The sequence below is a fragment of the Klebsiella sp. R390 genome, from assembly GCF_051131745.1.
GTDB lineage: Bacteria > Pseudomonadota > Gammaproteobacteria > Enterobacterales > Enterobacteriaceae > Klebsiella.
In genome coordinates, this window is sequence record NZ_CP180445.1 from 12,882 (window position 1) to 36,710 (window position 23,829).

Consider the following 23,829-nt stretch of genomic DNA (forward strand, 5'->3'; position numbering starts at 1 on the left):
TTATCTCAGCCGTTTACGAAGTGAAAGCCGTGAAGCATTAATCAGAATGACCGCGTAAAGCAGAAGAATGCCGCACTGGCGGAAGAACATCGGCCAGTCATCGCCACCGAGGAAAAGTGTTTTAATAAGCGACATAAAATGGGTGGCGGGTAGGATCTGACTGACAACCTGTATGGCCACAGGGAGATTTCGGATATCGAAAACAAAACCTGAGAGCATCATCGCAGGCATGAAACTCGCAATCAGTGCAACCTGGCTTGCCATAAACTGGCTGGGTGCAAAACCTGATATCGCCAGTCCCAGGCCAAGAGCGACCAGCAGATAGAGCATCGACGCAATAATAATCGCCATCAACGACCCTCTGATGGGAACCTCGAACAGGTAATGGGCCGCGAGCAGACAGATAGCAAGATCGACGGCACCTATCACCATGTATGGAGCAAGCTTGGCAAGTACCAGCTCCAGTGGGCGAACAGGAGTGACAAAAATGGCCTCCAGGGTCCCGCGCTCCCGTTCCCGGGCAATCAGCAACCCGGTCAAAAATGCGCCAATCAGCGTCAGTATCAGCACGATGATGCCTGGCACGATAAACCAGGTGCTGTTGCTCGATTCGTTAAACCACATCCGTTGCTCTACTGACACCGAGCCCGTCGTGGAATCAACGCGTTGTCTGTCCGACTCAATGGCTGCCTGCACGCCTAACGCACCGGTGATGTAGCCCTGAGCCGCTGAAGCGACGCTGGTGACTGCGCCGTTCAGCAGGATTTGTAATTTTCCGCTTCCCGATGCGACACCTTCTGCATAGTCGGAAGGGATCCTGACAATGGCATCGGTTTTGTCCTGCAGCAGGGCCTTCTGTGCCTCCACGAGGCTGGGATATTCCCGAACCGTGAGGTAACGACTGCCCTGTAACGCATTGATAACCTGTCGACTTTGTAATGTATTTTGCTCCTGAACCACGGCCACGCGTGCGTTAGTTAGATCAAAAGATACCCCGTAGCCAAACAGTAAAATAAGCACGATGGGGAGCAGGAAACCGACCGCCAGATTACTTTTATCCCTGACGAGCTGGCGTGTTTCTTTGCGAGTCAGTGATATCAAGCGATTAAAAAAAGTGGAGTCAGACATGTGATGACTCCTTACCTTTGGCTTTCGCTCTCGCATTTTCGACAATGGCAATAAACGCAGTGTTCATATCGGCGGTGTGGTCTAATCCGGCCATCTGACGGACTTCTTTCGGTGTTCCGAGCGCCAGCATTTTTCCGGCATCCTGAATGGCAATGCGATCGCAATACTCCGCCTCTTCCATAAAGTGCGTCGTCACGATGATAGTGATCCCTTTATTGGCCAGTTCCCCGATGGTGTACCAGAACAGCCTTCTGGCCAGCGGATCGATGCCACTGGTGGGTTCATCAAGGAACACAATTTCAGGTTCATGAAGTAAGGCCACCGCCATGGATAACCGCTGTTTGAAACCGCCCGGTAGCTCACCGCTGATGGCATCAGGATTAAGCCCGAACTGAATCAGTGAGGAAGCAATCTGTCGGGACAACGTTTCCCCTGACAACCCATAAGCGCCACCAAAAAAGGTCAGGTTTTCTTTGACGCTGAGATTGCTGTAAAGCGCGAATTTTTGTGAGACGTAGCCAATTCTGGCGCGGGCTTTGGCCCTTGCTGTCCGCAGATTCAGCCCGGCGACTTCCAGTTGCCCGCTGGTTGCCGGGAGCAACCCGCACAGCATTCTAAATGTCGTGGTTTTACCTGCCCCGTTTGGCCCAAGGAGGCCAAAAATCTCACCGCGCTTGACGTCAAAAGAGGTGCTGGCGACAGCGGTAAAATCACCAAACTGACGTACCAGATCTTTTACGGTGATGACCGGCTTCTCATCGTGATGTTCTGCTACACGTGCGGAGACCATTTCAGCTTTTACTGGAGCACTGCTGGCCGGATCGTGATCTTTCTGCTGAGCCTGATGGAGCAACAGCATAAAGCCGTCTTCCAGATCAGCGTCACGCGGTACGGCGTTGATTTCTGCAGGCGTTGCCTTATCGTCAGGTGACTGGCAGATAAACCGCACTGCATCACCTTTGGGAACCGCATCCGCAATCGTGTCACGTTTTTCCAGCAGATGAGCCTGCAGCGTGCGCGACTTGGTCCCTGCTGGCGGTATCGCCTGCCATGTCCTGCCCTGGGCTTTCTTACGCAGCACTTCCGGCGTACCGGACGCCAGAATTTTCCCCTGATCCATCACATAGACCTGGGCACAGCGTTCAGCCTCATCCATATAGGCGGTGCTGATGATGACGCTCAGATTTTCCTCCTGAACCAGCTGTTCGATGATTGTCCATAGATCGCGGCGTGAAAGCGGGTCCACCCCTACACTCGGCTCATCCAGCAACAGCAAATCAGGTGAACGTACCAGCGTGCAGGCCAGCCCCAGTTTTTGCTTCATGCCACCGGACAACTTTCCTGCGGGGCGATCGGTAAAACGCGCCAGGTCAGTTATCGATAATAATCGCGCAAAGCGGGATGCTCTTTCCTGTTGAGCCACGCCGTGCAAATCGGCGTAGAGGTCGAGGTTCTCCTGTACGCTCAAATCCTCATAAAGCCCAAACCGCTGCGGCATGTAACTGATCCGGTTCTGCACCGATTGTGGGTCTGTCACCACATCGGTATCCAGTACCGTCAGGCTTCCGGAGGTTGGTGTATAAAGACCGGCGATCAGCCGCTGAAATGTGGTTTTTCCTGCGCCATCCGGACCGACCAGCGCGGTCAGTTCGCCTGAACGTATGCTCAGCGTCAGCCCATCAAGCGCTCGGGTTTCCGCCATTTTTTTACTGGCAGCTGGAAAAACGCGCACCAGATCGCGGGCGATGACCACGTACTGAGCGTCAGTTGCTGCGTTCATTTTGCGTCCCGGTTTCGGTATTGATGGTTACCGTGGCGGGTTGCCCCATGCGCAACACGTTGTCCGGATCGTCAGCAATGACCCGCACCTCATAGACAAGCTTTGTGCGTAATTCTTCGGTCTGCACCGATTTGGGTGTGAATTCCGCAACCGAAGCAATAAAACCGACCTTGCCTTTAACAGGCTTATCAGGGAAAGAGTCAGTCATGATCTCCGCGGGCATACCTGCTTTTACCCGGCCTAAATCACTTTCGTTCAACCAGACGCGAACCCATTTAGGGGCGCTGAGTGCCAGGGTGAATACCGATTTTTGTGGGTTGGTCATGTCCCCCGTTTCCTGTAGACGGGCCCGCACGACCGCGTCAACAGGAGCACGCAGTTCGGCCTGTGAAAGCTGATATTGCAATAACGCCAGCTGCGCCTCAGTGGCACGAACCTGTGCGGCGGAGGCTTCACGCTGTTCGCTCCGAACGCCCTTCTCCATTAAGGCGAGGCTCGCCTGGCGTTCTTTGACGCTGGCCTGAGCAATACGCAGATTGCTTCTGGCCGTATCAAGCTCCTGCTTGCTGATGCCTTTGCCACCGGTACTGGCTGAGATACGCTGAATACGGCTGATATCTTCGGTCGCTTTTTGCAATTGTGCCTGTGCGGATGATAGCTGCGCTCTGGCCTGTGCCAGCTCTTCCGGCCGTGCGCCCGCTTGTTGCTCACGAACCGTCTGCTTTTGAACATCCAGCTGTGCTATTGCCTGTTGTTCCTGAATTTTCAGGGCTTCAGTATCAAGCGTTGCCACGACCTGCCCGACTTTTACGCGATCGCCTTCATCAACGGCCAGTGAGCTGATGCGACCGCTGCTTTCAAATGCCAGCGAAACCTGGCGGATATCCACGTTTCCATGAAGCGTCAGATGGCTCTGGTTGTCATCACTTCTTCCGACGAGCCAGTAAGCTCCGGCAGCGATAAGGAGTGCGGCAGCGACTGCCCCGACGATAATTTTTTTGTTCATAACAAACGTGTCCTGAGGTTCCCTGAGATACTTAGTTTAAATTTAATTTAAACTTTAATTGTGTAATAATAAACCCCTTATTAGCGAAATCGCATATCAGGAAATTGAGAATTATGGCCAGAGCGCGTCGAAGCGATGGGGATGCAACCCGGGAAAGTATCCTTGAGGCGGCAGGAGAACTCATTGCAGAGAAAGGATTTGCACAGACCACCAACAAAGAGATCGCCAAAAATGCGGGCGTTGACCTTGCTGCAATCAACTACCACTTTGGTGGCCGGGATGGGCTCTATCTTGCCGTGCTGACGCTTGCTCATCATCATTATCTTGATGGTGACCAGCTGGCCGAACTTGCGGCCTCCGATATCTCTTCCGACGAAAAACTGGGCGTTTTTCTCGAAACATTTCTGACTAAGCTGAGTAACCCTGGTGACTGGCATGGGCGTGTGTTTGCCCGGGAGCTTTTGTCTCCTTCGGTACAGCTAGGTGATTTTGTGAATACCGAAGGGGCAAAAAAAATTCAGTCGGTGAGGCGGATTGTTGGAGAAGCTGCCGGGCTATCTGAAAATGATCCTCGACTGCTTCCGTGCATGTTGAGCGTGGTTGCGCCCTGCATGATGCTGATGGTGGCAGGTAATCGCATGCCAGGACCTGTGCAAGAGATTGTTGCCATGCAAGCCAAGGCGCTCACCGCGCACTTTACACTGTTCTCCCTTGCCGGGTTAAAAGCGATACGTGAGCACAGTAGTCAGTAATTCTTGCAGAAACAGTCAGTTACGGTGAGAACTGGCAAAGGAATTATGCTGGCTGAAGAACAACCATGTTATTGTCCCGTTTGTTGATGTGATCGAGCGGACGCCAGGGAAAGTCGTCGCGCTCGCTCACAGTCGTACGATTATACGTGACACTGTCACTCATCAAGTCACGCCGAGATAGGCATTTCTGACCTCTGGGTTGTTTAACAACTCCCTGCCGGTCCCGCTCAGCTGAATCTGGCCATTCACCATCACATAGGCGCGATCGGAGAGCTTCAGCGCGTGATGCGCATTTTGCTCGACCAGGAACAGCGTCATGCCCTGCTGCGTTAACTCACGTAGGATCTGGAAAATCTGCTTCACCACCAGCGGCGCCAGCCCAAGGCTGGGTTCATCCAGCAGCAACAGCCTGGGCCTGCTCATTAACGCGCGGGCAATCGCCAGCATCTGCTGTTCGCCACCGGAGAGCGTCATGGCCCGCTGGGATCGACGTTCTTCCAGACGAGGAAATAGCTGGTACATCCGCGCCTTATCCTCATTTTGATAGCGGTTGCCGATGGGGATGGTCCCCATTAACAGATTTTCCTCAACGGTCATGTCGGCAAAGATCCGCCGCCCCTCCGGCGCCTGGGCAATTCCGTTGCTGGCGATAAAGTGGGTAGACTGGCGGCTGATATCTTCCCCGCGATAGCGAATTTGCCCTTCGGCGATGCGCGGCTGACCAAAAATAGACATCAGCAGCGTCGATTTACCGGCGCCGTTGGCGCCAATCAGTGCCACCGTCTCCCCTTCATTGACCGTTAACGAGACCTGCTTCAGCGCCTGAATCTGGCCGTAAAACACGTCAACCTGACGAAACTCGAGCAACGGCTGGTTCATTCGGCGATCTCCTCTTCATCCGTGCCCAGATAGGCCGCAATCACGCTGGTGTTCGACTGGATTTCCTTCGGTTCGCCGCGGGCAATCACATCGCCATGATCGAGGACGATGACATGATCGGATATTTCCATGACCATCCCCATATCATGCTCAATCAGCAGCACCGTAACGCCGTGATGCTGGCGCAGGAAGCGGATAATCTTGCTCAGGCTCTGCGTTTCCACCGGGTTAAGACCGGCAGCGGGTTCATCGAGACAGATCATCTCCGGCCCGGTACACATCGCCCGGGCGATCTCCAGCCGCCGCTGCTGACCATAGGAGAGCGTGCCGGCCAGCAGGTTTGCGCAATCCACCATGCCGACGACCTCCAGCCAGTAAAAGGCCCGGTCCAGCGCCTGGTTCTCCGCCTGACGATAGCCACGAGTGTTTAAGATCCCCGCCAGCAAATTACGGTTGACCTGCATATGCTGGGCTACCAGCAGGTTTTCAATCACCGACATGTCGCGAAACAGACGGATGTTCTGGAAGGTCCGCGCCAGCCCCGCCCGGTTCACCAGATGCGTCCCGCCAAACATTTTGTAATACAGACGGGACCCCAACGCCGACGGATGGAGAAAATCTGCCGGATGGATCTTTTGCCCCAGTACCTGAATCACATCGGTCATTTTGGTCCGGGCATGTAGGCGGATTGCCCCGCCGGTGGCGCGATAAAAGCCGGTCAGACAGTTAAACACCGTGGTTTTACCGGCGCCGTTTGGGCCAATCAACGCGGTAATTGATCCTCGCTTTACCTCCAGATTGACATCATTCAGGGCTTTTATTCCGCCAAAATGCATCATCAGATGCTCAACCTGCAAAATGTTGTCACTCATGGCGCCACTCCCTTACGTACCGCCACCCCGGTGCGGCTGGTGCGTACCAGCCCCCGTGGCCGCCAGATCATCATCAGCACCATTAATACGCCAAACAGCAGTACCCGATACTCATCAAAACCACGCAGCAGCTCCGGCGCCACCGTCAGCACGAACGCCGCCAGCACCACGCCAAGGGTGGACCCCATACCGCCCAGCACCACAATCGCCAGAATTAGCGCCGACTCAAAGAAGGTAAACGACGTCGGGTTGACGAACCCCTGATAGGTAGCAAAAAAGACCCCGGCTATACCGGCCGTCGAGGCGCCCAGCATAAATGCCGAGAGTTTCACCAGTACATGATTCAGCCCCATCGCCCGGCAGGCGATCTCATCTTCGCGTAGCGCCTCCCAGGCGCGACCGATTGGCATCCGCGTCAGGCGATGTTTAATGAACAACACCAGCAGTACCACCAGACAGAGCACGCCGTAGATAAAGATGAATTTGAGGTTAGGGTTATAGCTGATGTGCAAAAACTCGTGGATCGGCACCCCGCCGTCTTTTGCCCGCCGGCCAAATTCGAGGCCAAACAACGTCGGGGCCGGGACTGAGACACCATTAGGCCCGCCGGTAAAGCTGACCCAGTTGTTGAGCACCAGACGGATAATCTCCCCAAAGCCGAGGGTGACGATCGCCAGATAGTCGCCATGCATGCGCAGTACCGGGAACCCCAGCAGCGCTCCCGCCAGCGCGGCCATAATGGCGCCAATCGGCAGCATCGCCCAGAACCCCAGACCGAGATACTGATAGCCGAGCGCCAGACCATAGGCGCCTATGGCATAGAACGCCACATAACCAAGATCCAGCAGCCCTGCCAGGCCGACCACAATATTTAACCCCAGACCGAGCAGCACGTAGATAAGCCCAAGGATCGCCACCGTCAGCAGATACTTCGTGGCGATGAACGGGAAGGCGAAGGCGACCACCATCAGCAGCGGCAGGATCCAACGCAGGCGGGAACGATAGCCAACCTGGCGCACATACACCCCATCATCCGCCCCTTCAAAGCGCGCGAGAAACTGACGGCCGCGACGGCTTTGCAACAGCAGGCTTAGCGCCAGTCGCCCAACCATCACAATCCCGACCAGCACCGCCACGCGATGCGTCGACATATTGAAACTGTAACCCTTGAGAACGATGCCCACCACCGGGCCAAAGACAACCAACGCGCACAATCCGGCCAGGACGCTATCAATCAGGCTACGCCTGATGTCGAGCCCTGGTTGACGGGATACTTCAGCCATGTTTGACCCCTTAAACCTTGGCAACCATTGGACGACCCAGCAGCCCCTGCGGGCGGAAAATCAGGATCGCCACCAGCAGAGCGAAGGAAAACACATCTTTGTAATCAGAGTTCACCAGCCCGGCGAACTGCGCCTCGGCAACCCCCAGGAGCAAACCGCCCAGCATCGCGCCCGGTAATGAACCGATCCCTCCCAGCACCGCGGCAGTAAAAGCCTTGATTCCGATAATAAAGCCGATATAAAAATCAAAGGTGCCATAGTTCATGGTGACCAGCACGCCGGCCAGCCCGGCCATCGCCGCACCAATCACAAAGACCAGCGAGATAACCCGGTCGGTATTAATCCCGAGGATCGCCGCCATACGCCGGTCCTGCTGCGTCGCCCGGCAGATCCGCCCAAGCCGGGTGTACTGAATAACCCAGGTCAGGACGATCATTCCCACCAGTGCCGCCGCGAGGATAAACAGCTTGGTCCAGGTGATTTGCACCACGCCGTCGCCTACGTCAAAGCGCAGAACGCCGGTGATAAGGGTCGGGATCCCCTGCTGATTAGGGCCCTGACTGATTTGCACATAGTTTTGCAGAATAAGGGACATGCCAATGGCCGAGATCAACGGTGCCAGCCGGGTGGAGTTACGTAGCGGCCGGTAGGCAATGCGTTCAATCGTCCAGCCATAGACGCCGGTCACGACAATGGTGAACACCAGAGTGCCGAAGATCAGTAAAGGGAATGAATGGATACCAAAATAAGAGAGTAATGCCAGCCCGATAGCGCACAGGTAGGCTGAGACCATATACACTTCGCCGTGGGCGAAGTTAATCATACCGATGATGCCATAAACCATGGTGTAGCCAATCGCTATCAGACCGTATACGGCCCCCAGCGTCAGCCCATTGATCAGTTGTTGCAGAAAAAACGCTTCCATAGACACCATCCTGCCGGTAAACCGGCAGCGACGGCGCATTCCGCCATACGCTGCCTTTTTTACGAGTCATACCCTTGTGTTATTCCAGGGCCGGAAAAGTCAGTTAGCCGTTAAAGCTGATGATATTTGCCTTTGTCATCCCACTGATAAACGACGTAATCCGACACTTTCAGATCCCCTTTACCATCCCAGGCTTTTTTACCCATCACGGTATCGACGCTATTGGTTTTCAGCCATTCGCTGGCTTTGGTGTTATCGGTCCCGACGGCGTTATAGGCGGCGGCAATAGCCTGAATAGAAGCATAGGCATACAGGGTGTAGCCTTCCGGTTCAAAACCGCTGGCGCGGAATTTTTCAATCACCGTTTTCCCTTCAGGGATCGTGCGTGGATCCTTACCAAAGGTCATCAGGACCCCATTGGTGAACTGCGGACCACCGGCGGCAGTGACCAGCTCTTCCGTCACGACACAGTCACCGGAGAAGAATTTCGCCTGAACGCCCTGCTCCCTCATCTGGCGAACCAGCGGGCCGGCTTCCGGATGACAGCCGCCAAAGAAGACCACGTCAGGCTTGAGCGCACCAATTTTGGTGACCAGCGCGTTGAAGTCCTTTTCGCCACGCGATAAGCCCTCGTACAGCACTTCTTTGGTTCCACGCTTCGCCAGCGCGGCACGGGTGGCATCCGCCAGCCCCTGGCCGTAGGTGTCTTTATCATGGATCACGGCGATTTTTTTGGCTTTCAGGACATCCAGCATATAGTTCGCCGCGATGGCCCCTTGCTGATCGTCACGACCGCACATGCGGAACATGTCCTTCATGCCGCGTTCGGTGATTAGCGGGTTCGTCGAGCCGGGGGTGATAGTCAGAATACCGGCCTCGTCATACACCTCTGATGCAGGCATGGTCGAGGAGGAACAGAAGTGCCCCACCACCGCAGAAACACCGGACTCATCGACCAGACGGTTGGCCACCGCCACGGCCTGTTTCGGCTCGCAGGCATCATCGCCCTGCACCAGAACAATTTTCTCGCCTTTGATTCCTCCTGCCGCATTAATATCCGCCACCGCCTGCGATGCCCCTTTCCAGTACTGGGCGCCATAGGTGGCGTTGGGGCCGGTGAACGGTCCGGCGACGCCTATTTTCACATCCGCCTGTGCGTAAAATGCCACGCTCATGCAACCCGCAATCGCAAAATGAAGCGCTAACTTTTTAAGTTTCAGAGACATTCGATATTCCTCAGCGGTCTATAGCCTTGCGCCATGATATGGCGCGGAAAATATCAGTTACTGTTTGGTATGTGCCGTATACACCCTAAATAATTCGCGTTGCCTGTAGGCGGCAAGGCCGTAACAAATCGGTATTAACCGATTTGAACCGCGCTTGCGTTGGCCCGTAGGGTGAGCCTCATCATCAACGAGGCTCATAATCCCCAGGCGCTTACTCTGGTAAGTGACTGGGGTGAACGGGCGCAGCCAACATCAGGCAGCGTGAAGAATGACGGGTATAGCCGGGGTGGAAGAAGCAATAATCCCGCCAGAGAGAAATGACAAGCCAGATCGCTTACTGATGGATAGAGGTAACGCGTGGTAGCCACGTGTACCGCCTCCGGCTAACGTGCATTTCAGTACAAGTCAGGAGGTCTGTTGCCATCACGTGGCGAGTCGGGAACTGAGGCGTCCATATTGACCAGCGAGCTAAACATAGCTGCTCTTTTTCGCCGTTGCGCACTGGCCTGGTGCAAAAGTGCGAAAATGATCATGAGAGTGAATAATTTTGTTGCAGTAGTGTGAACAAACTAACAAGAAGTTAAGAGAAATCAAGGCGTGTCCCGCCAGGCGCTGGCGGAAACGGAAATTTCACGCTATGTACGCCGGCAGGATCGCCGGGATACCGTCGCGCTGATTGACTTAGCCGCGCATCATAGGACAATGTCCCTTTTTGCAACCCTTTCACGAGCTGGCGTATATGATCTACTGCTCTCGTAGCGCGCGTGTTGTCTCTAAAATTACTCTTGCCGGGCTGGCTGTCGCCAGCGCATTGCTGCTGGTCCATTGCTCCAGCAAGCCGCCGGTATCTCTGGTGACCCCGCTGCCGTCGCCGATCAAACAGCCCGGTCTGCCCCGCAGTGATGAACCGGTGCGCGGCGTCTGGCTGACCACGGTCTCCCGCCTCGACTGGCCGCCGGTGGAATCCGTCACCCAGAGCGATCCGCAGATGCGCATCCGCCAACAGCAAAACGCCCTGATTGCCAAACTGGATAAGCTGAAAAGCCTCGGGATCAATACCGTATTTTTCCAGATTAAACCGGATGGTACCGCCCTGTGGCCGTCAAAAATCTTGCCATGGTCAGATATGCTGACCGGTAAAATTGGTCAGGATCCGGGCTACGATCCGCTGAAGTTTATGCTGGATGAGGCGCACAAACGCGGGATGCGGGTGCACGCCTGGTTTAACCCCTATCGCGTTTCCGTTAATACCCGCCCTCGCACCGTCAGCGAGCTTAACGCTACGCTGTCGCAGACCCCTGCCAGCGTTTTCGTGCTGCATCGCGACTGGATCAGGACTTCCGGCGACCGTTTTGTCCTCGACCCTGGGATTCCGGAGGTCCGCGACTGGATCACCAGCATCGTCGCCGAAGTGGTGGAACACTACCCGGTGGACGGCGTCCAGTTTGATGACTACTTCTATACCGAAACCCCGGGCTCTGCCCTGAATGACAACCAGACCTACCGCACCTATGGTCAGGGATATGCCTCAAAGGCGGACTGGCGCCGGCATAACACCCAACAGCTGATTGCCCAGGTTTCAAAGGCTATCAAACAGCAGAATCCCAATATCGAATTTGGCGTCAGTCCCGCTGGCGTCTGGCGTAATCGCTCCCACGACCCGGCGGGGTCGGATACCCGCGGTGCAGCGGCCTACGATGAGTCCTTTGCCGATACCCGCAGTTGGGTGCAACAAGGGTTGCTCGATTACATTGCCCCGCAAATTTACTGGCCTTTTGCCCGCGATGCGGCGCGCTATGATGTACTGGCTAAATGGTGGGCGGACGTGGTGAAACCGACCGGAACCCGGCTGTATATCGGTATTGCGCTGTATAAAGTCGGTGAGCCGTCCAAAAATGAACCTGACTGGATGGTCAACGGCGGTGTGCCGGAGCTGAAAAAACAGCTGGATTTAAACGAATCAACGCCGCAAATCCAGGGCACTATTCTGTTCAGGGAGAACTATCTCAATCAGCCGCAAACTCAGCAGGCGGTCAACTATCTGAAAAGCCGCTGGGGTGACGGTCAGAAACCGGTGTCGCCAGCGCAGTCCGCAAGCGTGAGTGGCGTTTTTGCAGCTGAGAAGTAATAGCGTGATAGATCGACGGTGAGAAATCAGGCGGTAAAGTAGACGTTACCGCCGCAATCGCATGGGGAATGTGGTCGGAAAAATAGTGCAAAATCTCCAGCATCTGCTCCTGAGCAAACCCCACCTCTTTGGCGGTGGCTAAAAAATGGCGTGGATAGAGCGTACTAATCTCCGTTTTTCGGCCTTTGGTGGCCTTCATGCTCATCGAGAGTTTGAGATCGCTCAGATGCAGTCCCGTGCCTCCCAGCAGCGGAAACGCCGAAATAATGTCGTAGAACGGCGTCAGCCGGTAGCTGCCTCCGGGTTGAAGGAACACAGAGAAATTCTTTGCATGACCATCGGTGGCGCCCATCAGCCACTGAAAAACAATAAATTTCATGAAGTCATAACGATCTTTCAGCGCATGACTTGATCCCAACAGAAAAGCCATAACCTGACGAATCCCCGGCCCGCCATCTGACTCATACTTCATCGATGAAGGGAGGCCAAACGCCTGGCACAAATCTTCTTGTGGCAGACGCAGTAGCACCGTGTTGTCCTGCGCCCAGCGTCGATCAAATCGCGTGACCGCCAGTGCCCTGGTGTTCCTGGTCTGAATAATACCGGCGTCCGGCACCGTAAAACCCAGCGCCCGGGCCAGCGCTAAACACAAGAATTCATTGTCGACGCTTTCGCTGAGATCGAGCACCGCATCGGGCTGGCGTATTTCACCGATCGGCAACTTAATGATATGGGTGGTGGGCGTGGTTCCGGTAGGAATGCACCACTGGTTGCCGATTTTCAGCAGCGCGGTTTTTTCCTGCGCGCCGGCTACTGAAATACGAAAGTCATCATGCTCATTGACCATACCGAGTGGAATATCGGCCTGATAGGCGGTCAGCAGCGTGTCTAGCGCGTTGTCATCCAGCGTCTTCCAGCGCAATGCCCTCTGTCCGGTGTTTTCACCTGGCGGCAGTAATGTCACAGCCCCGACGCTGTCCCGACCAATTTCGGCCAGCAGATCGAAGGGCTGTTTTGACCGCGCCTGATAGCGTTTGACGATCCGGTCCCGAATCACAGGGCTGTCTGGCAGCAAATTATCGAAGTAATTGAATACCGCGTCGCTGGTGATGTTACCGTACTGCAACGGCAGCGACAGAGAGAGCGGTCTGGCACGAGGGTTACGCATCCAGGCATCGTCATAGCGGAAAATATGCGCCCCGTTAGCTTGCTTAACTAACTCGCCAACTCGTTCGTTGTTCATCCATGTTTCCAGAGTTGCCATTACCAGTTCAGATCCTCTGTGTTGTCGTCATGCTCAGCGTTGTTGTCGCCGTTTTTCGCCTTTACCACCATCGACATTTCCAGCGACTGGAGAATTTTGAACAACGTGGTTAGCGACGTTTTATCTGGATGATTTTCAAAGTTAGAAATGGTTGCCTGCTTAATCCCTATCCGCCGGGCCAGATCGTTTTGCGTCCACTGATTTTTCTGGCGCATTAACTTTAGGTAGTTCGCCAACTGGACCGGACTGTATATCATCGGTAAATCACTCACGCCCTCTCCTTATCCTCTTGTGGGGATAATGCATTATTTATACCCTTGTGGGGATAAAGTCAATCCATGAGCTTTATCCCCTTGTGGGGATAATGGCGATGATACCCCCACAAGGGGATAAACAAGAGAATGCGGTGATCGGTCGGCAGGAACTAAAAACTCATCGCCAGGCCGACGCCATAGCCCCGGGTGTTATCCCCGAACATATAGCGCGCCACCAGACGGGTACGGCTGATGAAAACGGGATATTTGCTGCTGTCCAGCTCCAGCCCGATGCCAAGGGAGCTGAGACCGTTAAACCCCAGAGTTCCGCGTTGATCGCCGAGATACTCGGTGTGGGCCCCTTCCAGCACGTAGCGCACCGGGCTGCTCAGCAGCGTCCAGTCGGAGATGGGCGCCCGCCGGCGCAGGTACAGCCCAAGGTTTTCTGCACTGGACTGCCCGCTGACGGCTTCCGGCGTACTGCCGAACGTTTGTAGGCTCATACCGGAATAACGTAGCTCCACATCGATATCCTGAGCCTCAGAGAACAGCTCGTAGTCGAGCATCAGCGAACCACCAAGCCCATAGGCATTCAGTCGGCCCCCGTCCAGAAACTTAAAATCCGCATCCCGACGGTGTTCTACCACCCAGCTGCCGATCCGCACATCGCTGGCCATCGTCCCGAGCATAAAATTGAAAATGGGTCGCAGCACCAATGTACCGCCCGACTTATCGGTATACAGCTTAAAATCCCAGCCAATACCGCCGGTGCCGGTCAGACTGTTCCATTTGGTCGGCACTTTACGGCTTTGATCGCCATCGCTCACCACAAATTGCGGGTCATAACGGCTGTAACCCAGGGTCCCTTCCAGATAGACAGGAAACTGCTGGCTTAAGGTGGCCCCGCCGCCAAACTGGGTAATCGATAGTTGGTTTTTCTCGTTTGTGCCGGAACCAATATTCAGGTCGCTGGCGGTGACGTCCGGCACGACGGTGTAGCTCATCAGCATCAGCACGGCATTTGAGCGTTGTTTTAAATGGCTGCCGTCAAGGGCAAAACTGGCCGGACACACCAGCAATAAGGCGCTTAGCAGAGCGGAAGTACGGCGCAAAGAGCCCCTCATTTTGTCGTTGAAACCTCAGCCAGGTTGCAGAATATTGGGCGTTCAATCACGTCTGATCATACAAACAAAACAGACAGTTGCCATTATGAATGAGTATAGCGGCAGTTTCGCATTCCTCCTCACAAGGCACGCACGAGGCAGGCAGCCGGTCAGGAACGTTTCACAGCCAGCCAGATCGTGCGCCCGCCGCAGTGCGGGTCTTCAACCACATGCTGGATAACCTCAAAACCGTGGGCATCCAGCAGCTGGCGATACTCTTGCGGCGCCAGGCTGGCATGATACAGCGCATCCCCTTCAAACTGGCCAATCGCCTCACCGTTACTGGTACCGCTGGTAAACATCAGCGGCGCACGGGGGCTGGCGTGTGCTGCAAAACGCTGAAACAGCGCGCGCTGTGCATCCCGGGTTTGATGAAAAAAACTGTCCCACGCCAGCAGGCCATCAAACCGTCTGCCCAGTGCCAGTTTGCGCATATCCGCGACCTGCCATTGCTGGTCTGGATAGTCACGACGACAGCGGGCAATCATCGCGGGAGAGCTGTCCACCCCGCTGACGGAAAACCCCTGCGCTAGCAGATACCTCGCTATCGGCGTGCCGTTGCCGCAGCCGATATCCAGAATGTCACCGCCGGGTCTGACCTGCGCCAGAAATGCGTCCAGCCAGGACTGTTCAAACAAGCTGGTCGGGCGCAACGCGGCCCAACGATCTGCATAACGCTCATACAGATCGATAATATCCCCGGCGCACGGATGGTCTGCAGTGCCGTTCTCATTGGATGACATAGTACGCTTCCCTTCAGGTTCAGTATTTTTCCACCAGATAGAGCTTCACTTTATTGCGCCCCTCTTTCTTGGCAGCATACAACGCCTTATCGACACGGTTAAACAACTGATCGATCTGCTCATTATGTTGATGTTCGGCGACACCAATGCTGACCGTCACGCCTGCCCCTTGTTCGGGAATAAGGAAATGGCTCACCGCCAGACGAATCGCTTCGGCCATCTCCAGCGCCCGGTCGATGGCGGTGGCCGGGAGAAACAGCAAAAACTCCTCGCCGCCCCAGCGGTAAATTTTGTCCTGCGGCTTGCCGGCGGCCTCAAGAATGCGCGAAATCGCCAGCAAGACTTCATCACCTTTCTGATGACCGTGGTTATCATTAATAGCTTTGAAATTATCGACATCAACCAGCAGCAGGCAAAAACCTTCAGGTTTAAATAATGATGAATCCACGATGCGATAAAACTCACGGCGGTTAAGCAGACCGGTTAGCGGGTCGTGGGTCGCCGCAAATTCCAGCTCCTTCTTCAGGTGCACCTCTTCGGTAATGTCATGAATAATGCACAACATCAGGCGGGTGTTGTGCAGCACCACCGGCCCGGCGTAGGTCTGAACGTAGCGCAGCGAGCCATCGGAAAGAATATGGGTGAAATTGAGCGGTTTATGCCCGCCAGGCAGGTTCGCCACGCTATGCATCACCGGCAGCACATCCCGGCCCATGGAATTAATCTGCCAGGTGTGGCGGGTGCGCATCTCCTCGGCGGTATAATTATAAAAACGCAGGGCGGCAATATTCGCATCAATAATTCGGCCATCCTGTGCCGGATCGATTAACAACATGGGCGCTGAGCTGGTCATAAAAAAACGGGCAAAAAAGCGATTACTGCGTCGCTTGTAATGTTGAGAGGCCGCAACACTTAATGATTCATTTTTTTGCAGGATCTTCACGGCTTCAAACATAATTAAGGTGTCATATTCTTCTGATTTAATTAACGTGGTTTTGCAATAGACCGAGATCGGACCTTCGGTCGTTTTTATTGTCCAGACTTCGAAGACTTCAACAATATTTTTGAAATAGTAAAGGTAGTTTTGCAGGCTGAGCTCCGGGCAGCTCGAGACGCTGCCTTTGCGCATCTCATCCAGCGACATCTCCCCGCTGAGCGTCCTGGAGGCAGGGTTGGCATAGACGATGGTTTCTTTAAAAGGATGAACTACCCATACCGGAGTACTTAATAAATCAAAAATCGTTAGTTCTTTTAATAACATGTAGCCCTCCATCAGACAGGCACCACGTATCAAAATAAAAACCTGTCGCCATTACCCCTCCATGGGAATAAAGGAAAAAGAGGATTCAGGGAATGTCGATACATGATGAAGACGGGGGAAGTATAGTTCGCTTTTTATGCATTAATACAAGGCACAACAACAAACTTAGCGATGCAGTGGCGTAAACCGGGCAAATACCCGGTATAGCACATTTTATTACTATTACTTTTCAATACGTTCTAGTTGGGTTTGATCCGCCCGCTGCGCGCGGTCAGCCAGCCCCTGGAACTGCTCCGGGGTATAGAAGCTATCGGGCATCGGCAACGAGCGCATATCATGTCCCGGATGAATTTGCAGCTGCCCAAGCTGAGCGAGCGCAAAGCCATCCACCGATAGCGGCATCGTCAGCTGGTAAGGAATGGCGTTTTCGAACGGCACCGGGGTCGGTAACCGCGTGTCGCTCAGCGCATAGTTACGTTTGAGTACCAGGAATTTATCCGGCACCCGCCGCTTACTGTTCCACCAGTCACCATCGAGCTTGCGGAACATTGCTTCGGTTTCGTTACGTGGTGCCACCGTTAATTTCACCAGCACCTGCTTCAGTGCGGTTTCCATGGCCTGATTGTATTCATCGACGGAGTCGACATGGCCTTGCAGAATCACGTTAATCGCAAGCCTGGCGCCCAGCAGATTCGAATAGAGATCTTCCGGCGAAAATGCCGAGATCTCTTCAGAAAAGCCCGGCACCGACTGGAAGCCATACCATTGGGCAATCTCGTGCCACTGCGCCAGCTCATAGGCCAGATGGCCTGCCAGCCAGGCGGCAATTTCATAGCGTTGATGCATCGACGCCGGTGGTGTGAAGGCATTCAGTTGAATTCGCCGTACCCCCAGCTCTTCGCTGTAGAACACCCGTCCGGTTTGCCCCAGCTTAGGGTAAATACGGCTAAACAGATAAAAGGTGTTGTCCGCCGTATCGCGAACATGGGCAATATCAATAAACCCGCCGCGCCGGGTATAGATCAAGCCATTTTTCTCTTCGCTCAGCCCCACCAGATTTTTGACCGCCCCTAACGCGCTGTCGTTGTAATGATGCCGCCCCAGTGTATCGAGGGTTAAGACGTTGCCAATCTGATAGACCGGAATCGGTACGCCGATAGCCCTGACATGCAGGTCATAACCAAAAGCGCAGCACGGACGCAACGACTCCGGCGCCGTCAGGTGGCTGACTACCGGAGTCACATGGGTAACGGGAACGATCGGCAATACCGGGTCCTGGGCACAGACCGAAAAGGCGGCCGCCAATAATACAAACAAGCCATTACGCATTAACATTGTCTCCAGGACAGAAAATTATGCATCACAAACAGCGCCTGTGATGTTAAAAACGGTACTCTCCGGCGACAAAGAAACTATTACGTTCGTTAAAGCCAATCTCTGTTAGCACGTTAAAATTCTGCGTAATTTCATACTGTGCCCCGATCAGCATATTCCATGGCGAAGAGAGGCGCTGCTTCACATCGAACTTACCCTGATCGTCTTTATTGACGGCGGCAATTAACGGCTGAAGCTCCGGCGGCATATGCAAATCAGAGAGGTTGCCTTTGAACTCCTGCTGCACGTTCTGGTACATGCTGCCCACCCAGATACTTAAATTCGACGGTCCGGCAATCCCCTGCAGATTAAAGCGATAGCCTACGCGCGGTGACACGGTAGTGGCGGAGATTTTCCCATCGAGAATATCAAAATCGGTGCGGGTATAGTTGGTATCGACCAGCCCAAACCAGTTGCCATAGCCCCCGGCGAGGGTAAAGCCGGTGCCCCAGGTCGTCCCTTTAAAATCCAGTGCGAAGTCGATATTTTGCAACTGGCCGCTTTCATACAAACGATGCACCGAACCAGCAATCACCCGGTCCAGACCGCTGTATTTTGACGGGTCGGCGTCAACGGAAACTTTTGACAACGAGGAGCCTCGGGTGTGGCCGACGATGCCGTAGACATTGAGGAACGGAAACACCCACATATCCAGGCGCAGGTTTTCGGTTTTGCTTTTCTGCCGCGTATGGCCGGCGTCAATGGCGAACATATCGCTGGGTATGGCGTGATTGCCAAGCGCCAGACCGGAAAAAGAGATGCTGTCGACCAGGATATCCTGGCGAATGTTCATGTAGCTTAAGTTGACCCCAAACGGCAGCGGAATGGAATATCCACGCGCTCTTGCTTCATCGCCCCAGATCGGGAAATAGCTGTCGTTACTGCTGCCGGAACTGTCGGCAGTGCTGGCTCCCCAGGCGGTACCCGACGTTAACAACAACGTAATTACGGTTTTAGTCCATCGCATTTTCTTTCATCTGACCTTAAAGTCCGGAACCTACATTAAAATAGACCGCCTGCTCATGTTCGCTAAAGGCGATATCGATCCCCGTATGTAATCCATACTGGCGCGCTATCAGGTAACGAAAACCTGTCCCCCACGCCACTTCTGTCTGGTCCCACAATGCATGCGCCTCATCTGCGGCGCTGCCGACGCCAACAAATCCTTGCAGGATCCAGCGCGGCGTAAACTCCCAGGCAAGCTGGGTTTGTGCGGTTGTCACGTAATCCCCTTGATAGCGATAACGAGAGATGCCGCGTAATTCGATATAAGGACGCGCCATTGGCGTCAGGCGATTATCGTGATGCGTCAACGACTGGTAGTTACCGGCAACGGCGAGCGTCAGCGTGCGGCTCAGCGGGAAAAAGTATTTCCCGTCCAAAGAGAACTGGTTGTAGTGATAATCGCCGCCTAACAATGAACGGTAGAACCGGTACTCTCCTTGCACCGATAACCCTTTCTTAGGATAGAAAAAATTATCCGTAGTGTCATATTCAGCCACGACCCCTAAGGCTGAAGAGGTGCTCTCCTGGCCGAACACCTGCTGCCAGACCCGGTTGACGACCGGGTTTTCGGCTGAAATATCGGTTTTCGCGTAGACCTGAGACGCACCAACAAACACCGGCGAATCGCCGACGCGGAACAACAGTTTCTGTAACCCACCATAGCCTTTGGTTTGTGAGTGAATCGCCCGGTTTTGGTCAAAATGGCTTAAGCCGTCGCCGTAGATGTCGAGTTTAATATTGGCGTAGCCCATCATCACCAGATAACGAATGTGGTCGTCATTCCAGGTATGGCGATGCCCGCCGCCGACAAACCAGGTACCGTTCTGGGTCGCGCCGCCGCCAAAAGCGGTCATCGGTGGTGGGATAAAATTATCCCCTTTGCGAGTGCCTTTACCGTGCAAAAAAAGGCCAAACAGACCGCCGCCGTAACCAACCGCCGGCTCGGTGATGACCATCGGCACGGGAAGGAATCCGTACTGGTTGTCCTGCAGATAATGGCTCATATCGAGCATGCCATCTTCAGGATCAAACAGACTGCCCGCCATAGCAGGAATAGAAAGCGGCCCGATAAGCGCTAGCAGTAAGGTTGAAAGCGGAAACTTCATGCACTCTCCGGGGCTAAGATGGGTTCTGAACGCCCAGGTAACTGAAGAATAATGGGTTTCAGATAGCAAAAATATATCCTATGGCGCCCTGAACTACCAATTTTCGGTTACAGGTTTTCTTTAATTTTGGACAAAATAAGGAGATTTAGCACACAAATTGCTAACAAAAGTTAACGAGGATATGCAACGAGCGAGGCGGATTGCGGTTGTTATATTGTGTGACGTTGTCACTTACCCTGCGACTTTTCAGCGATGAACCAGGGGATTGTAATCAAAAAGTGAATGCCGTATAACATGGCGCAACCGAGGGGTGTCCCGTGAGGGCTGAGATGGCGTAAGCCGAACCCTTTGAACCTGATCTGGGTCATGCCAGCGAAGGGACGGGTCGGCAATTTTGCCACGTTACCGCCATTGCCTGTTCATACTTCCGCACGCCCGGATCTCCCCTTACTCAGGAGGTCCTGTGATTCTTCCCCTCTTCACCCAGGGTATTTATGGTCGTCTGCGCCAGCAGGCGGGAGACGACTGGACAGACTACGTCGCCCACCCTTTTGTTCGCCAGCTTGCTGACGGCTCCCTGCCCGAACCGGCCTTCCGCCGCTATCTGACCCAGGACTATCTGTTCCTGATCCACTTTGCCCGCAGCTATGCCCTGCTGGTCAGCAAACTGCGCACGCTGCGGGAGATGCGCGCCGCGGCCGCCTCACTGAACGCTATTTTGGGCGAACTGCCGCTGCATGTCGGTTATTGCGCGGGCTGGGGGCTGGACGAAGCGCAGATGGCTGCCGAACGCGAAGCCCCTGAAACGGTGAACTACACCCGCTACGTACTGGATATCGGCCATTCCGGCGATGCGCTGGACCTTCTTGTGGCGCTGATGCCCTGCGTTGCCGGCTACGCGGAGATTGGTCTCGGGCTACTGCACGACCCGGATACCCGCTTTACCGATAACCCATATGCGTCGTGGATCCGTAACTACGGCGACGTCGGCTATCTCGACGGCGTCACTGCCGCCATTGGTCTGCTGGAAACCCTGTGGCAACAGCGCGGTGCTGAATCACGTATCGCGGATTTGAGTGAAATTTTCACTACCGCGACGCGACTGGAGGCAAACTTCTGGCAAATGGGGCTGAATGCCGCCACGGAGGCTCAGGCGTGACTGCCCCCACTCTTCATGTCCGGGATCTGAGCCTGCAGTTTGGCGCACGGATGATTTTCGCCGATCTGTCGTTCGATCTTCCCGGCGGGCAGTGGACCTCATTGTTGGGGGCCAGCGGCGTGGGGAAAACCAGCCTGCTACGGATTATCGCCGGGCTGGCCTCGCCGAGCCACGGGCGGGTTTACGCCAGCGATGGCGAGCCGCTCGGCCACCGTCTGGCGTGGATGGGGCAAAAAGATCTGCTGTATCCCTGGCTGAGCGTACGTGAAAACGTCGCGCTGGGGGCGAAGCTACGCGGAGAGCGTATCGACACGTCTCGCGTGAACCGTCTGTTAGAACAGGTTGGGCTCAGCCACTGCGCCGACGATCGCCCCGCCGCGCTCTCCGGCGGCATGCGTCAGCGGGCGGCGCTGGCACGCACCTTATACGAAGACCGCCCGCTGGTGCTGATGGATGAACCCTTTTCCGCACTGGATACCATCACCCGTACGCGCATCCAGACGCTGGCGGCGGAATTACTGGTTGACCGTACCGTGGTGCTGATTACGCACGATCCCATGGAAGCCTGCCGCCTGAGCCATCGGCTGCTGGTGCTCTCGCCCGCGGCAGGCGGCATGGACGATTCACACCATATGGCGGGAGTTCCCCCCCGCGCACCGGACGATCCTGTGCTGCTGACCAGCCAGGCCGAACTGCTGCAACAGCTGATGAGGGCCAACGGATGAGCGGCAAACTGTTTCGCGGCGGCGTGGTGTTCTGCGGTCTGTTGCTGCTGTGGTGGCTGGCAAGCCGCAGCGGCATCCCGGCGTTCCTACTGCCGTCACCCACAGCGGTGGTCGAAGCTTTGTGGGTTAACCGCAGCTGGCTGGGCTGGCACACCCTGGTCACGCTCAGCGAGATCCTCAGCGGTCTGGTACTTGGCGTGCTGCTCGGGGTGGTGCTGGCCCTGTGCATGATTATCTCTCCACGGTTGCAACGCTGGCTGATGCCGCTGGTGCTGACCAGTCAGGCGATTCCGGTCTTTGCTCTCGCCCCGCTGCTGGTGCTGTGGTTCGGCTTCGGGATGAGCGCCAAAGTGATGATGGCGGTATTGGTGATCTTCTTCCCCGTGACCTCGGCCTTCTTTGACGGCCTGCGGCGGATCAATCACGACTATCTCGATCTGGCCCGCACCATGGGGGCCTCTTTCGGTGCGCAACTGCGTCACGTACGGCTGATGGCCGCGCTACCGGCACTTGGTTCTGGTCTGCGAATGGCGGCCGCCGTTGCGCCAATTGGCGCGATCATCGGTGAATGGGTCGGTTCGGCGGAAGGCCTGGGCTACGTGATGCTCAATGCCAATGCGCGCATGCAGACCGACGTCTGTTTTGCCGCCCTGTTTATTTTAGTGCTGCTGACGGTCCTGTTGTGGCTGGCGGTAGATGCCTTTTTACACCGGCTGATTAACTGGTCGCCGGAATGATGACCGACACAGAAACAAGGAATAGTCATGAATAAATCGATGTTCACCGGATTGACCTTCAGCGCCCTGCTGAGCGGGCAGGCCGTCGCTAACGAAAAACTGACGCTGGTGTTGGACTGGTACATCAACCCGGACCACGCGCCGATTATGGTGGCAGAACAGATTGGTGCGTTTAAAGCCCAGGGGCTGGATGTTAAGATCGTTCCGCCATCTGATCCGGCGCTGCCGCCGCGTCTGGTGGCCGCAGGACAGGCTGACCTGGCGATAACCTACCAGCCGCAGGTGCACTTCTTCGCCGATGAAGGGCTGCCGCTGGTCCGGGTCGGGACGCTGATCGACTCGCCGTTAAATACGGTGATCGCCCTCGATAAAAACATCAAAACCCCTGCCGATTTGCAGGGTAAAAAGGTCGGGTACTCGGTGAGCGGCATCGAACAGGCGACGTTGGCAACAATGGCGCAAAACGCCCACATCGATCCGAAAAGAATCACTCTGATCAACGTTAACTTTCAGCTGACCAGCGCCCTGCTGGCGGGCCAGGTTGATGCGGTGATTGGCGGCTACCGTAATATAGAAGCGCTGGAGCTGAAGCTGCAGGGCAAATCACCGCAGGTGATGAACGTCGAGGATTTCGGCGTCCCGGCCTATGACGAGCTGGTTATTGTCGCCAATCGCGACCAGGTGCATGCGGCGAAGATCAAAAAGTTCCTCGTGGCGCTGCAACAGGGTGTGAGCTATCTGCGCGCCCATCCGCAGGAGACCTGGCAGACCTTTGCCGCCGCCCATCCGGAGCTGAACACCGAACTGAACAAGCAAGCCTGGATGCAAACAGTGCCGTTGTTTGCTGACCATCCGGCAGCGCTGGATAAGTCCCGCTATGATGCCTACGAACAGTTTTTATATAACAACAAGTTGCTCAAAAAAATCACACCACTGAGCAATTATGCGGTTGAACTGCAGTGAGTAACCCTACCGCTGACGGAACTTTTTCCGTCAGCAAAACCAGCGAAGCGGTAATTACCACCCGCTGATTTGTTTACCAGAAATTACACTTTTCTT

At 55.0% G+C, this 23,829-nt stretch carries 22 protein-coding genes and 1 riboswitch; of the genes, 6 read left to right on the forward strand and 16 right to left on the reverse strand.

The window, feature by feature from the left end; translation table 11 throughout:
- Genes ACMYSP_RS00050 through ACMYSP_RS00060 form a run of 3 tightly spaced genes read right to left on the reverse strand, consistent with a single transcriptional unit; the run spans position 1 to position 3,914 of the window.
- On the reverse strand, positions 1–1,128 hold the full coding sequence (locus ACMYSP_RS00050) for an ABC transporter permease (protein ID WP_434584795.1): 1,128 nt from the start codon (positions 1,126–1,128) through the stop codon (positions 1–3).
- Positions 1,121–2,908, reverse strand: coding sequence for an ATP-binding cassette domain-containing protein (locus ACMYSP_RS00055; protein ID WP_434584798.1), 1,788 nt, complete (start codon positions 2,906–2,908; stop codon positions 1,121–1,123). Before ACMYSP_RS00055 ends, ACMYSP_RS00050 begins: the two co-directional genes overlap by 8 nt.
- Positions 2,892–3,914: an HlyD family efflux transporter periplasmic adaptor subunit gene (locus ACMYSP_RS00060; protein WP_434584799.1), complete on the reverse strand. Its 1,023-nt coding sequence runs from the start codon at positions 3,912–3,914 to the stop codon at positions 2,892–2,894. Before ACMYSP_RS00060 ends, ACMYSP_RS00055 begins: the two co-directional genes overlap by 17 nt.
- Positions 3,915–4,027: 113 nt before the next feature.
- Between ACMYSP_RS00060 and ACMYSP_RS00065 the strand changes: the two genes are divergently transcribed.
- Positions 4,028–4,666, forward strand: a complete 639-nt coding sequence (locus ACMYSP_RS00065) for a TetR/AcrR family transcriptional regulator (protein ID WP_434584801.1) — start codon at positions 4,028–4,030, stop codon at positions 4,664–4,666.
- 162 nt (positions 4,667–4,828) lie between these two features.
- On the opposite strand, the gene ACMYSP_RS00070 is transcribed toward ACMYSP_RS00065, so the two are convergent.
- From ACMYSP_RS00070 to ACMYSP_RS00090, 5 genes are all read right to left on the reverse strand, one after another.
- The gene (locus ACMYSP_RS00070) at positions 4,829–5,545 is read right to left on the reverse strand and encodes an ABC transporter ATP-binding protein (RefSeq protein ID WP_434584803.1); all 717 of its coding nucleotides are present in this window, start codon (positions 5,543–5,545) and stop codon (positions 4,829–4,831) included.
- A complete protein-coding gene (locus ACMYSP_RS00075) occupies positions 5,542–6,417 on the reverse strand; it encodes an ABC transporter ATP-binding protein (RefSeq protein WP_434584805.1) in 876 nt (291 codons plus the stop codon). Before ACMYSP_RS00075 ends, ACMYSP_RS00070 begins: the two co-directional genes overlap by 4 nt.
- Positions 6,414–7,700 (reverse strand): high-affinity branched-chain amino acid ABC transporter permease LivM, encoded by a 1,287-nt coding sequence (livM, locus tag ACMYSP_RS00080; protein WP_434584807.1) that lies wholly within the window; start codon positions 7,698–7,700, stop codon positions 6,414–6,416. The genes ACMYSP_RS00075 and livM overlap by 4 nt, the downstream gene beginning before the upstream one ends.
- A 10-nt stretch (positions 7,701–7,710) precedes the next feature.
- Positions 7,711–8,625, reverse strand: a complete 915-nt coding sequence (locus ACMYSP_RS00085; RefSeq protein ID WP_434584809.1) for an ABC transporter permease subunit — start codon at positions 8,623–8,625, stop codon at positions 7,711–7,713.
- A 110-nt stretch (positions 8,626–8,735) separates the two neighbouring features.
- Complete coding sequence (locus tag ACMYSP_RS00090) at positions 8,736–9,794, reverse strand: branched-chain amino acid ABC transporter substrate-binding protein (RefSeq protein WP_174509025.1); 1,059 nt, start codon at positions 9,792–9,794, stop codon at positions 8,736–8,738.
- Positions 9,795–10,629: 835 nt separating this feature from the next.
- Between ACMYSP_RS00090 and ACMYSP_RS00095 the strand changes: the two genes are divergently transcribed.
- Positions 10,630–11,979: a glycoside hydrolase family 10 protein gene (locus tag ACMYSP_RS00095; protein ID WP_434587315.1), complete on the forward strand. Its 1,350-nt coding sequence runs from the start codon at positions 10,630–10,632 to the stop codon at positions 11,977–11,979.
- Here ACMYSP_RS00095 and ACMYSP_RS00100 read toward each other — a convergent pair.
- From ACMYSP_RS00100 to ACMYSP_RS00135, 8 genes are all read right to left on the reverse strand, one after another.
- On the reverse strand, positions 11,885–13,243 hold the full coding sequence (locus ACMYSP_RS00100; protein WP_434584811.1) for a type II toxin-antitoxin system HipA family toxin: 1,359 nt from the start codon (positions 13,241–13,243) through the stop codon (positions 11,885–11,887). The two genes, ACMYSP_RS00095 and ACMYSP_RS00100, sit on opposite strands and share 95 nt — an antisense overlap.
- On the reverse strand, positions 13,243–13,500 hold the full coding sequence (gene hipB, locus ACMYSP_RS00105; protein WP_123754319.1) for a type II toxin-antitoxin system antitoxin HipB: 258 nt from the start codon (positions 13,498–13,500) through the stop codon (positions 13,243–13,245). The genes ACMYSP_RS00100 and hipB overlap by 1 nt, the downstream gene beginning before the upstream one ends.
- 167 nt (positions 13,501–13,667) lie before the next feature.
- Positions 13,668–14,621 carry a hypothetical protein gene (locus tag ACMYSP_RS00110; protein ID WP_434584813.1) on the reverse strand — a complete coding sequence of 318 codons (954 nt, stop codon included), beginning with the start codon at positions 14,619–14,621 and terminating at the stop codon, positions 13,668–13,670.
- A 149-nt stretch (positions 14,622–14,770) separates the two neighbouring features.
- A complete protein-coding gene (locus ACMYSP_RS00115) occupies positions 14,771–15,403 on the reverse strand; it encodes a class I SAM-dependent DNA methyltransferase (RefSeq protein WP_434584815.1) in 633 nt (210 codons plus the stop codon).
- A gap of 19 nt (positions 15,404–15,422) precedes the next feature.
- The gene (locus ACMYSP_RS00120; protein ID WP_434584816.1) at positions 15,423–16,664 is read right to left on the reverse strand and encodes a GGDEF domain-containing protein; all 1,242 of its coding nucleotides are present in this window, start codon (positions 16,662–16,664) and stop codon (positions 15,423–15,425) included.
- Positions 16,665–16,886: 222 nt separating this feature from the next.
- Entirely contained in the window at positions 16,887–17,993 is a 1,107-nt protein-coding gene (locus tag ACMYSP_RS00125; protein WP_434587317.1) for a DUF4056 domain-containing protein, read from the reverse strand.
- Between the two features lie 52 nt (positions 17,994–18,045).
- On the reverse strand, positions 18,046–19,005 hold the full coding sequence (locus ACMYSP_RS00130; RefSeq protein ID WP_434584818.1) for a hypothetical protein: 960 nt from the start codon (positions 19,003–19,005) through the stop codon (positions 18,046–18,048).
- Between the two features lie 16 nt (positions 19,006–19,021).
- Positions 19,022–20,149, reverse strand: coding sequence for a BamA/TamA family outer membrane protein (locus tag ACMYSP_RS00135; protein ID WP_434584820.1), 1,128 nt, complete (start codon positions 20,147–20,149; stop codon positions 19,022–19,024).
- Positions 20,150–20,445: 296 nt separating this feature from the next.
- A riboswitch (TPP riboswitch) is annotated at positions 20,446–20,547 on the forward strand.
- A 65-nt stretch (positions 20,548–20,612) separates the two neighbouring features.
- Between ACMYSP_RS00135 and ACMYSP_RS00140 the strand changes: the two genes are divergently transcribed.
- Genes ACMYSP_RS00140 through ACMYSP_RS00155 form a run of 4 tightly spaced genes read left to right on the forward strand, consistent with a single transcriptional unit; the run spans position 20,613 to position 23,733 of the window.
- Entirely contained in the window at positions 20,613–21,308 is a 696-nt protein-coding gene (locus ACMYSP_RS00140) for a TenA family protein (protein WP_434584822.1), read from the forward strand.
- Positions 21,305–22,033, forward strand: a complete 729-nt coding sequence (locus tag ACMYSP_RS00145) for an ABC transporter ATP-binding protein (protein WP_434584824.1) — start codon at positions 21,305–21,307, stop codon at positions 22,031–22,033. The genes ACMYSP_RS00140 and ACMYSP_RS00145 overlap by 4 nt, the downstream gene beginning before the upstream one ends.
- Entirely contained in the window at positions 22,030–22,770 is a 741-nt protein-coding gene (locus ACMYSP_RS00150; protein ID WP_434584825.1) for an ABC transporter permease, read from the forward strand. The genes ACMYSP_RS00145 and ACMYSP_RS00150 overlap by 4 nt, the downstream gene beginning before the upstream one ends.
- Positions 22,771–22,797: 27 nt before the next feature.
- A complete protein-coding gene (locus ACMYSP_RS00155; RefSeq protein WP_434584827.1) occupies positions 22,798–23,733 on the forward strand; it encodes an ABC transporter substrate-binding protein in 936 nt (311 codons plus the stop codon).
- Positions 23,734–23,829 lie beyond the last annotated feature (96 nt).

Coding starts and splice junctions, on each gene's coding strand:
- ACMYSP_RS00050 (WP_434584795.1), bottom strand. CDS start 1,128: ATGTCTGACTCCACTTTTTTTAATCGCTTGATATCACTGACTCGCAAA.
- ACMYSP_RS00055 (WP_434584798.1), bottom strand. CDS start 2,908: ATGAACGCAGCAACTGACGCTCAGTACGTGGTCATCGCCCGCGATCTG.
- ACMYSP_RS00060 (WP_434584799.1), bottom strand. CDS start 3,914: ATGAACAAAAAAATTATCGTCGGGGCAGTCGCTGCCGCACTCCTTATC.
- ACMYSP_RS00065 (WP_434584801.1), top strand. CDS start 4,028: ATGGCCAGAGCGCGTCGAAGCGATGGGGATGCAACCCGGGAAAGTATC.
- ACMYSP_RS00070 (WP_434584803.1), bottom strand. CDS start 5,545: ATGAACCAGCCGTTGCTCGAGTTTCGTCAGGTTGACGTGTTTTACGGC.
- ACMYSP_RS00075 (WP_434584805.1), bottom strand. CDS start 6,417: ATGAGTGACAACATTTTGCAGGTTGAGCATCTGATGATGCATTTTGGC.
- livM (WP_434584807.1), bottom strand. CDS start 7,700: ATGGCTGAAGTATCCCGTCAACCAGGGCTCGACATCAGGCGTAGCCTG.
- ACMYSP_RS00085 (WP_434584809.1), bottom strand. CDS start 8,625: ATGGAAGCGTTTTTTCTGCAACAACTGATCAATGGGCTGACGCTGGGG.
- ACMYSP_RS00100 (WP_434584811.1), bottom strand. CDS start 13,243: ATGGCAACTCTGGAAACATGGATGAACAACGAACGAGTTGGCGAGTTA.
- hipB (WP_123754319.1), bottom strand. CDS start 13,500: ATGATATACAGTCCGGTCCAGTTGGCGAACTACCTAAAGTTAATGCGC.
- ACMYSP_RS00110 (WP_434584813.1), bottom strand. CDS start 14,621: ATGAGGGGCTCTTTGCGCCGTACTTCCGCTCTGCTAAGCGCCTTATTG.
- ACMYSP_RS00115 (WP_434584815.1), bottom strand. CDS start 15,403: ATGTCATCCAATGAGAACGGCACTGCAGACCATCCGTGCGCCGGGGAT.
- ACMYSP_RS00120 (WP_434584816.1), bottom strand. CDS start 16,664: ATGTTATTAAAAGAACTAACGATTTTTGATTTATTAAGTACTCCGGTA.
- ACMYSP_RS00125 (WP_434587317.1), bottom strand. CDS start 17,993: ATGCGTAATGGCTTGTTTGTATTATTGGCGGCCGCCTTTTCGGTCTGT.
- ACMYSP_RS00130 (WP_434584818.1), bottom strand. CDS start 19,005: ATGCGATGGACTAAAACCGTAATTACGTTGTTGTTAACGTCGGGTACC.
- ACMYSP_RS00135 (WP_434584820.1), bottom strand. CDS start 20,149: ATGAAGTTTCCGCTTTCAACCTTACTGCTAGCGCTTATCGGGCCGCTT.
- ACMYSP_RS00150 (WP_434584825.1), top strand. CDS start 22,030: ATGAGCGGCAAACTGTTTCGCGGCGGCGTGGTGTTCTGCGGTCTGTTG.
- ACMYSP_RS00155 (WP_434584827.1), top strand. CDS start 22,798: ATGAATAAATCGATGTTCACCGGATTGACCTTCAGCGCCCTGCTGAGC.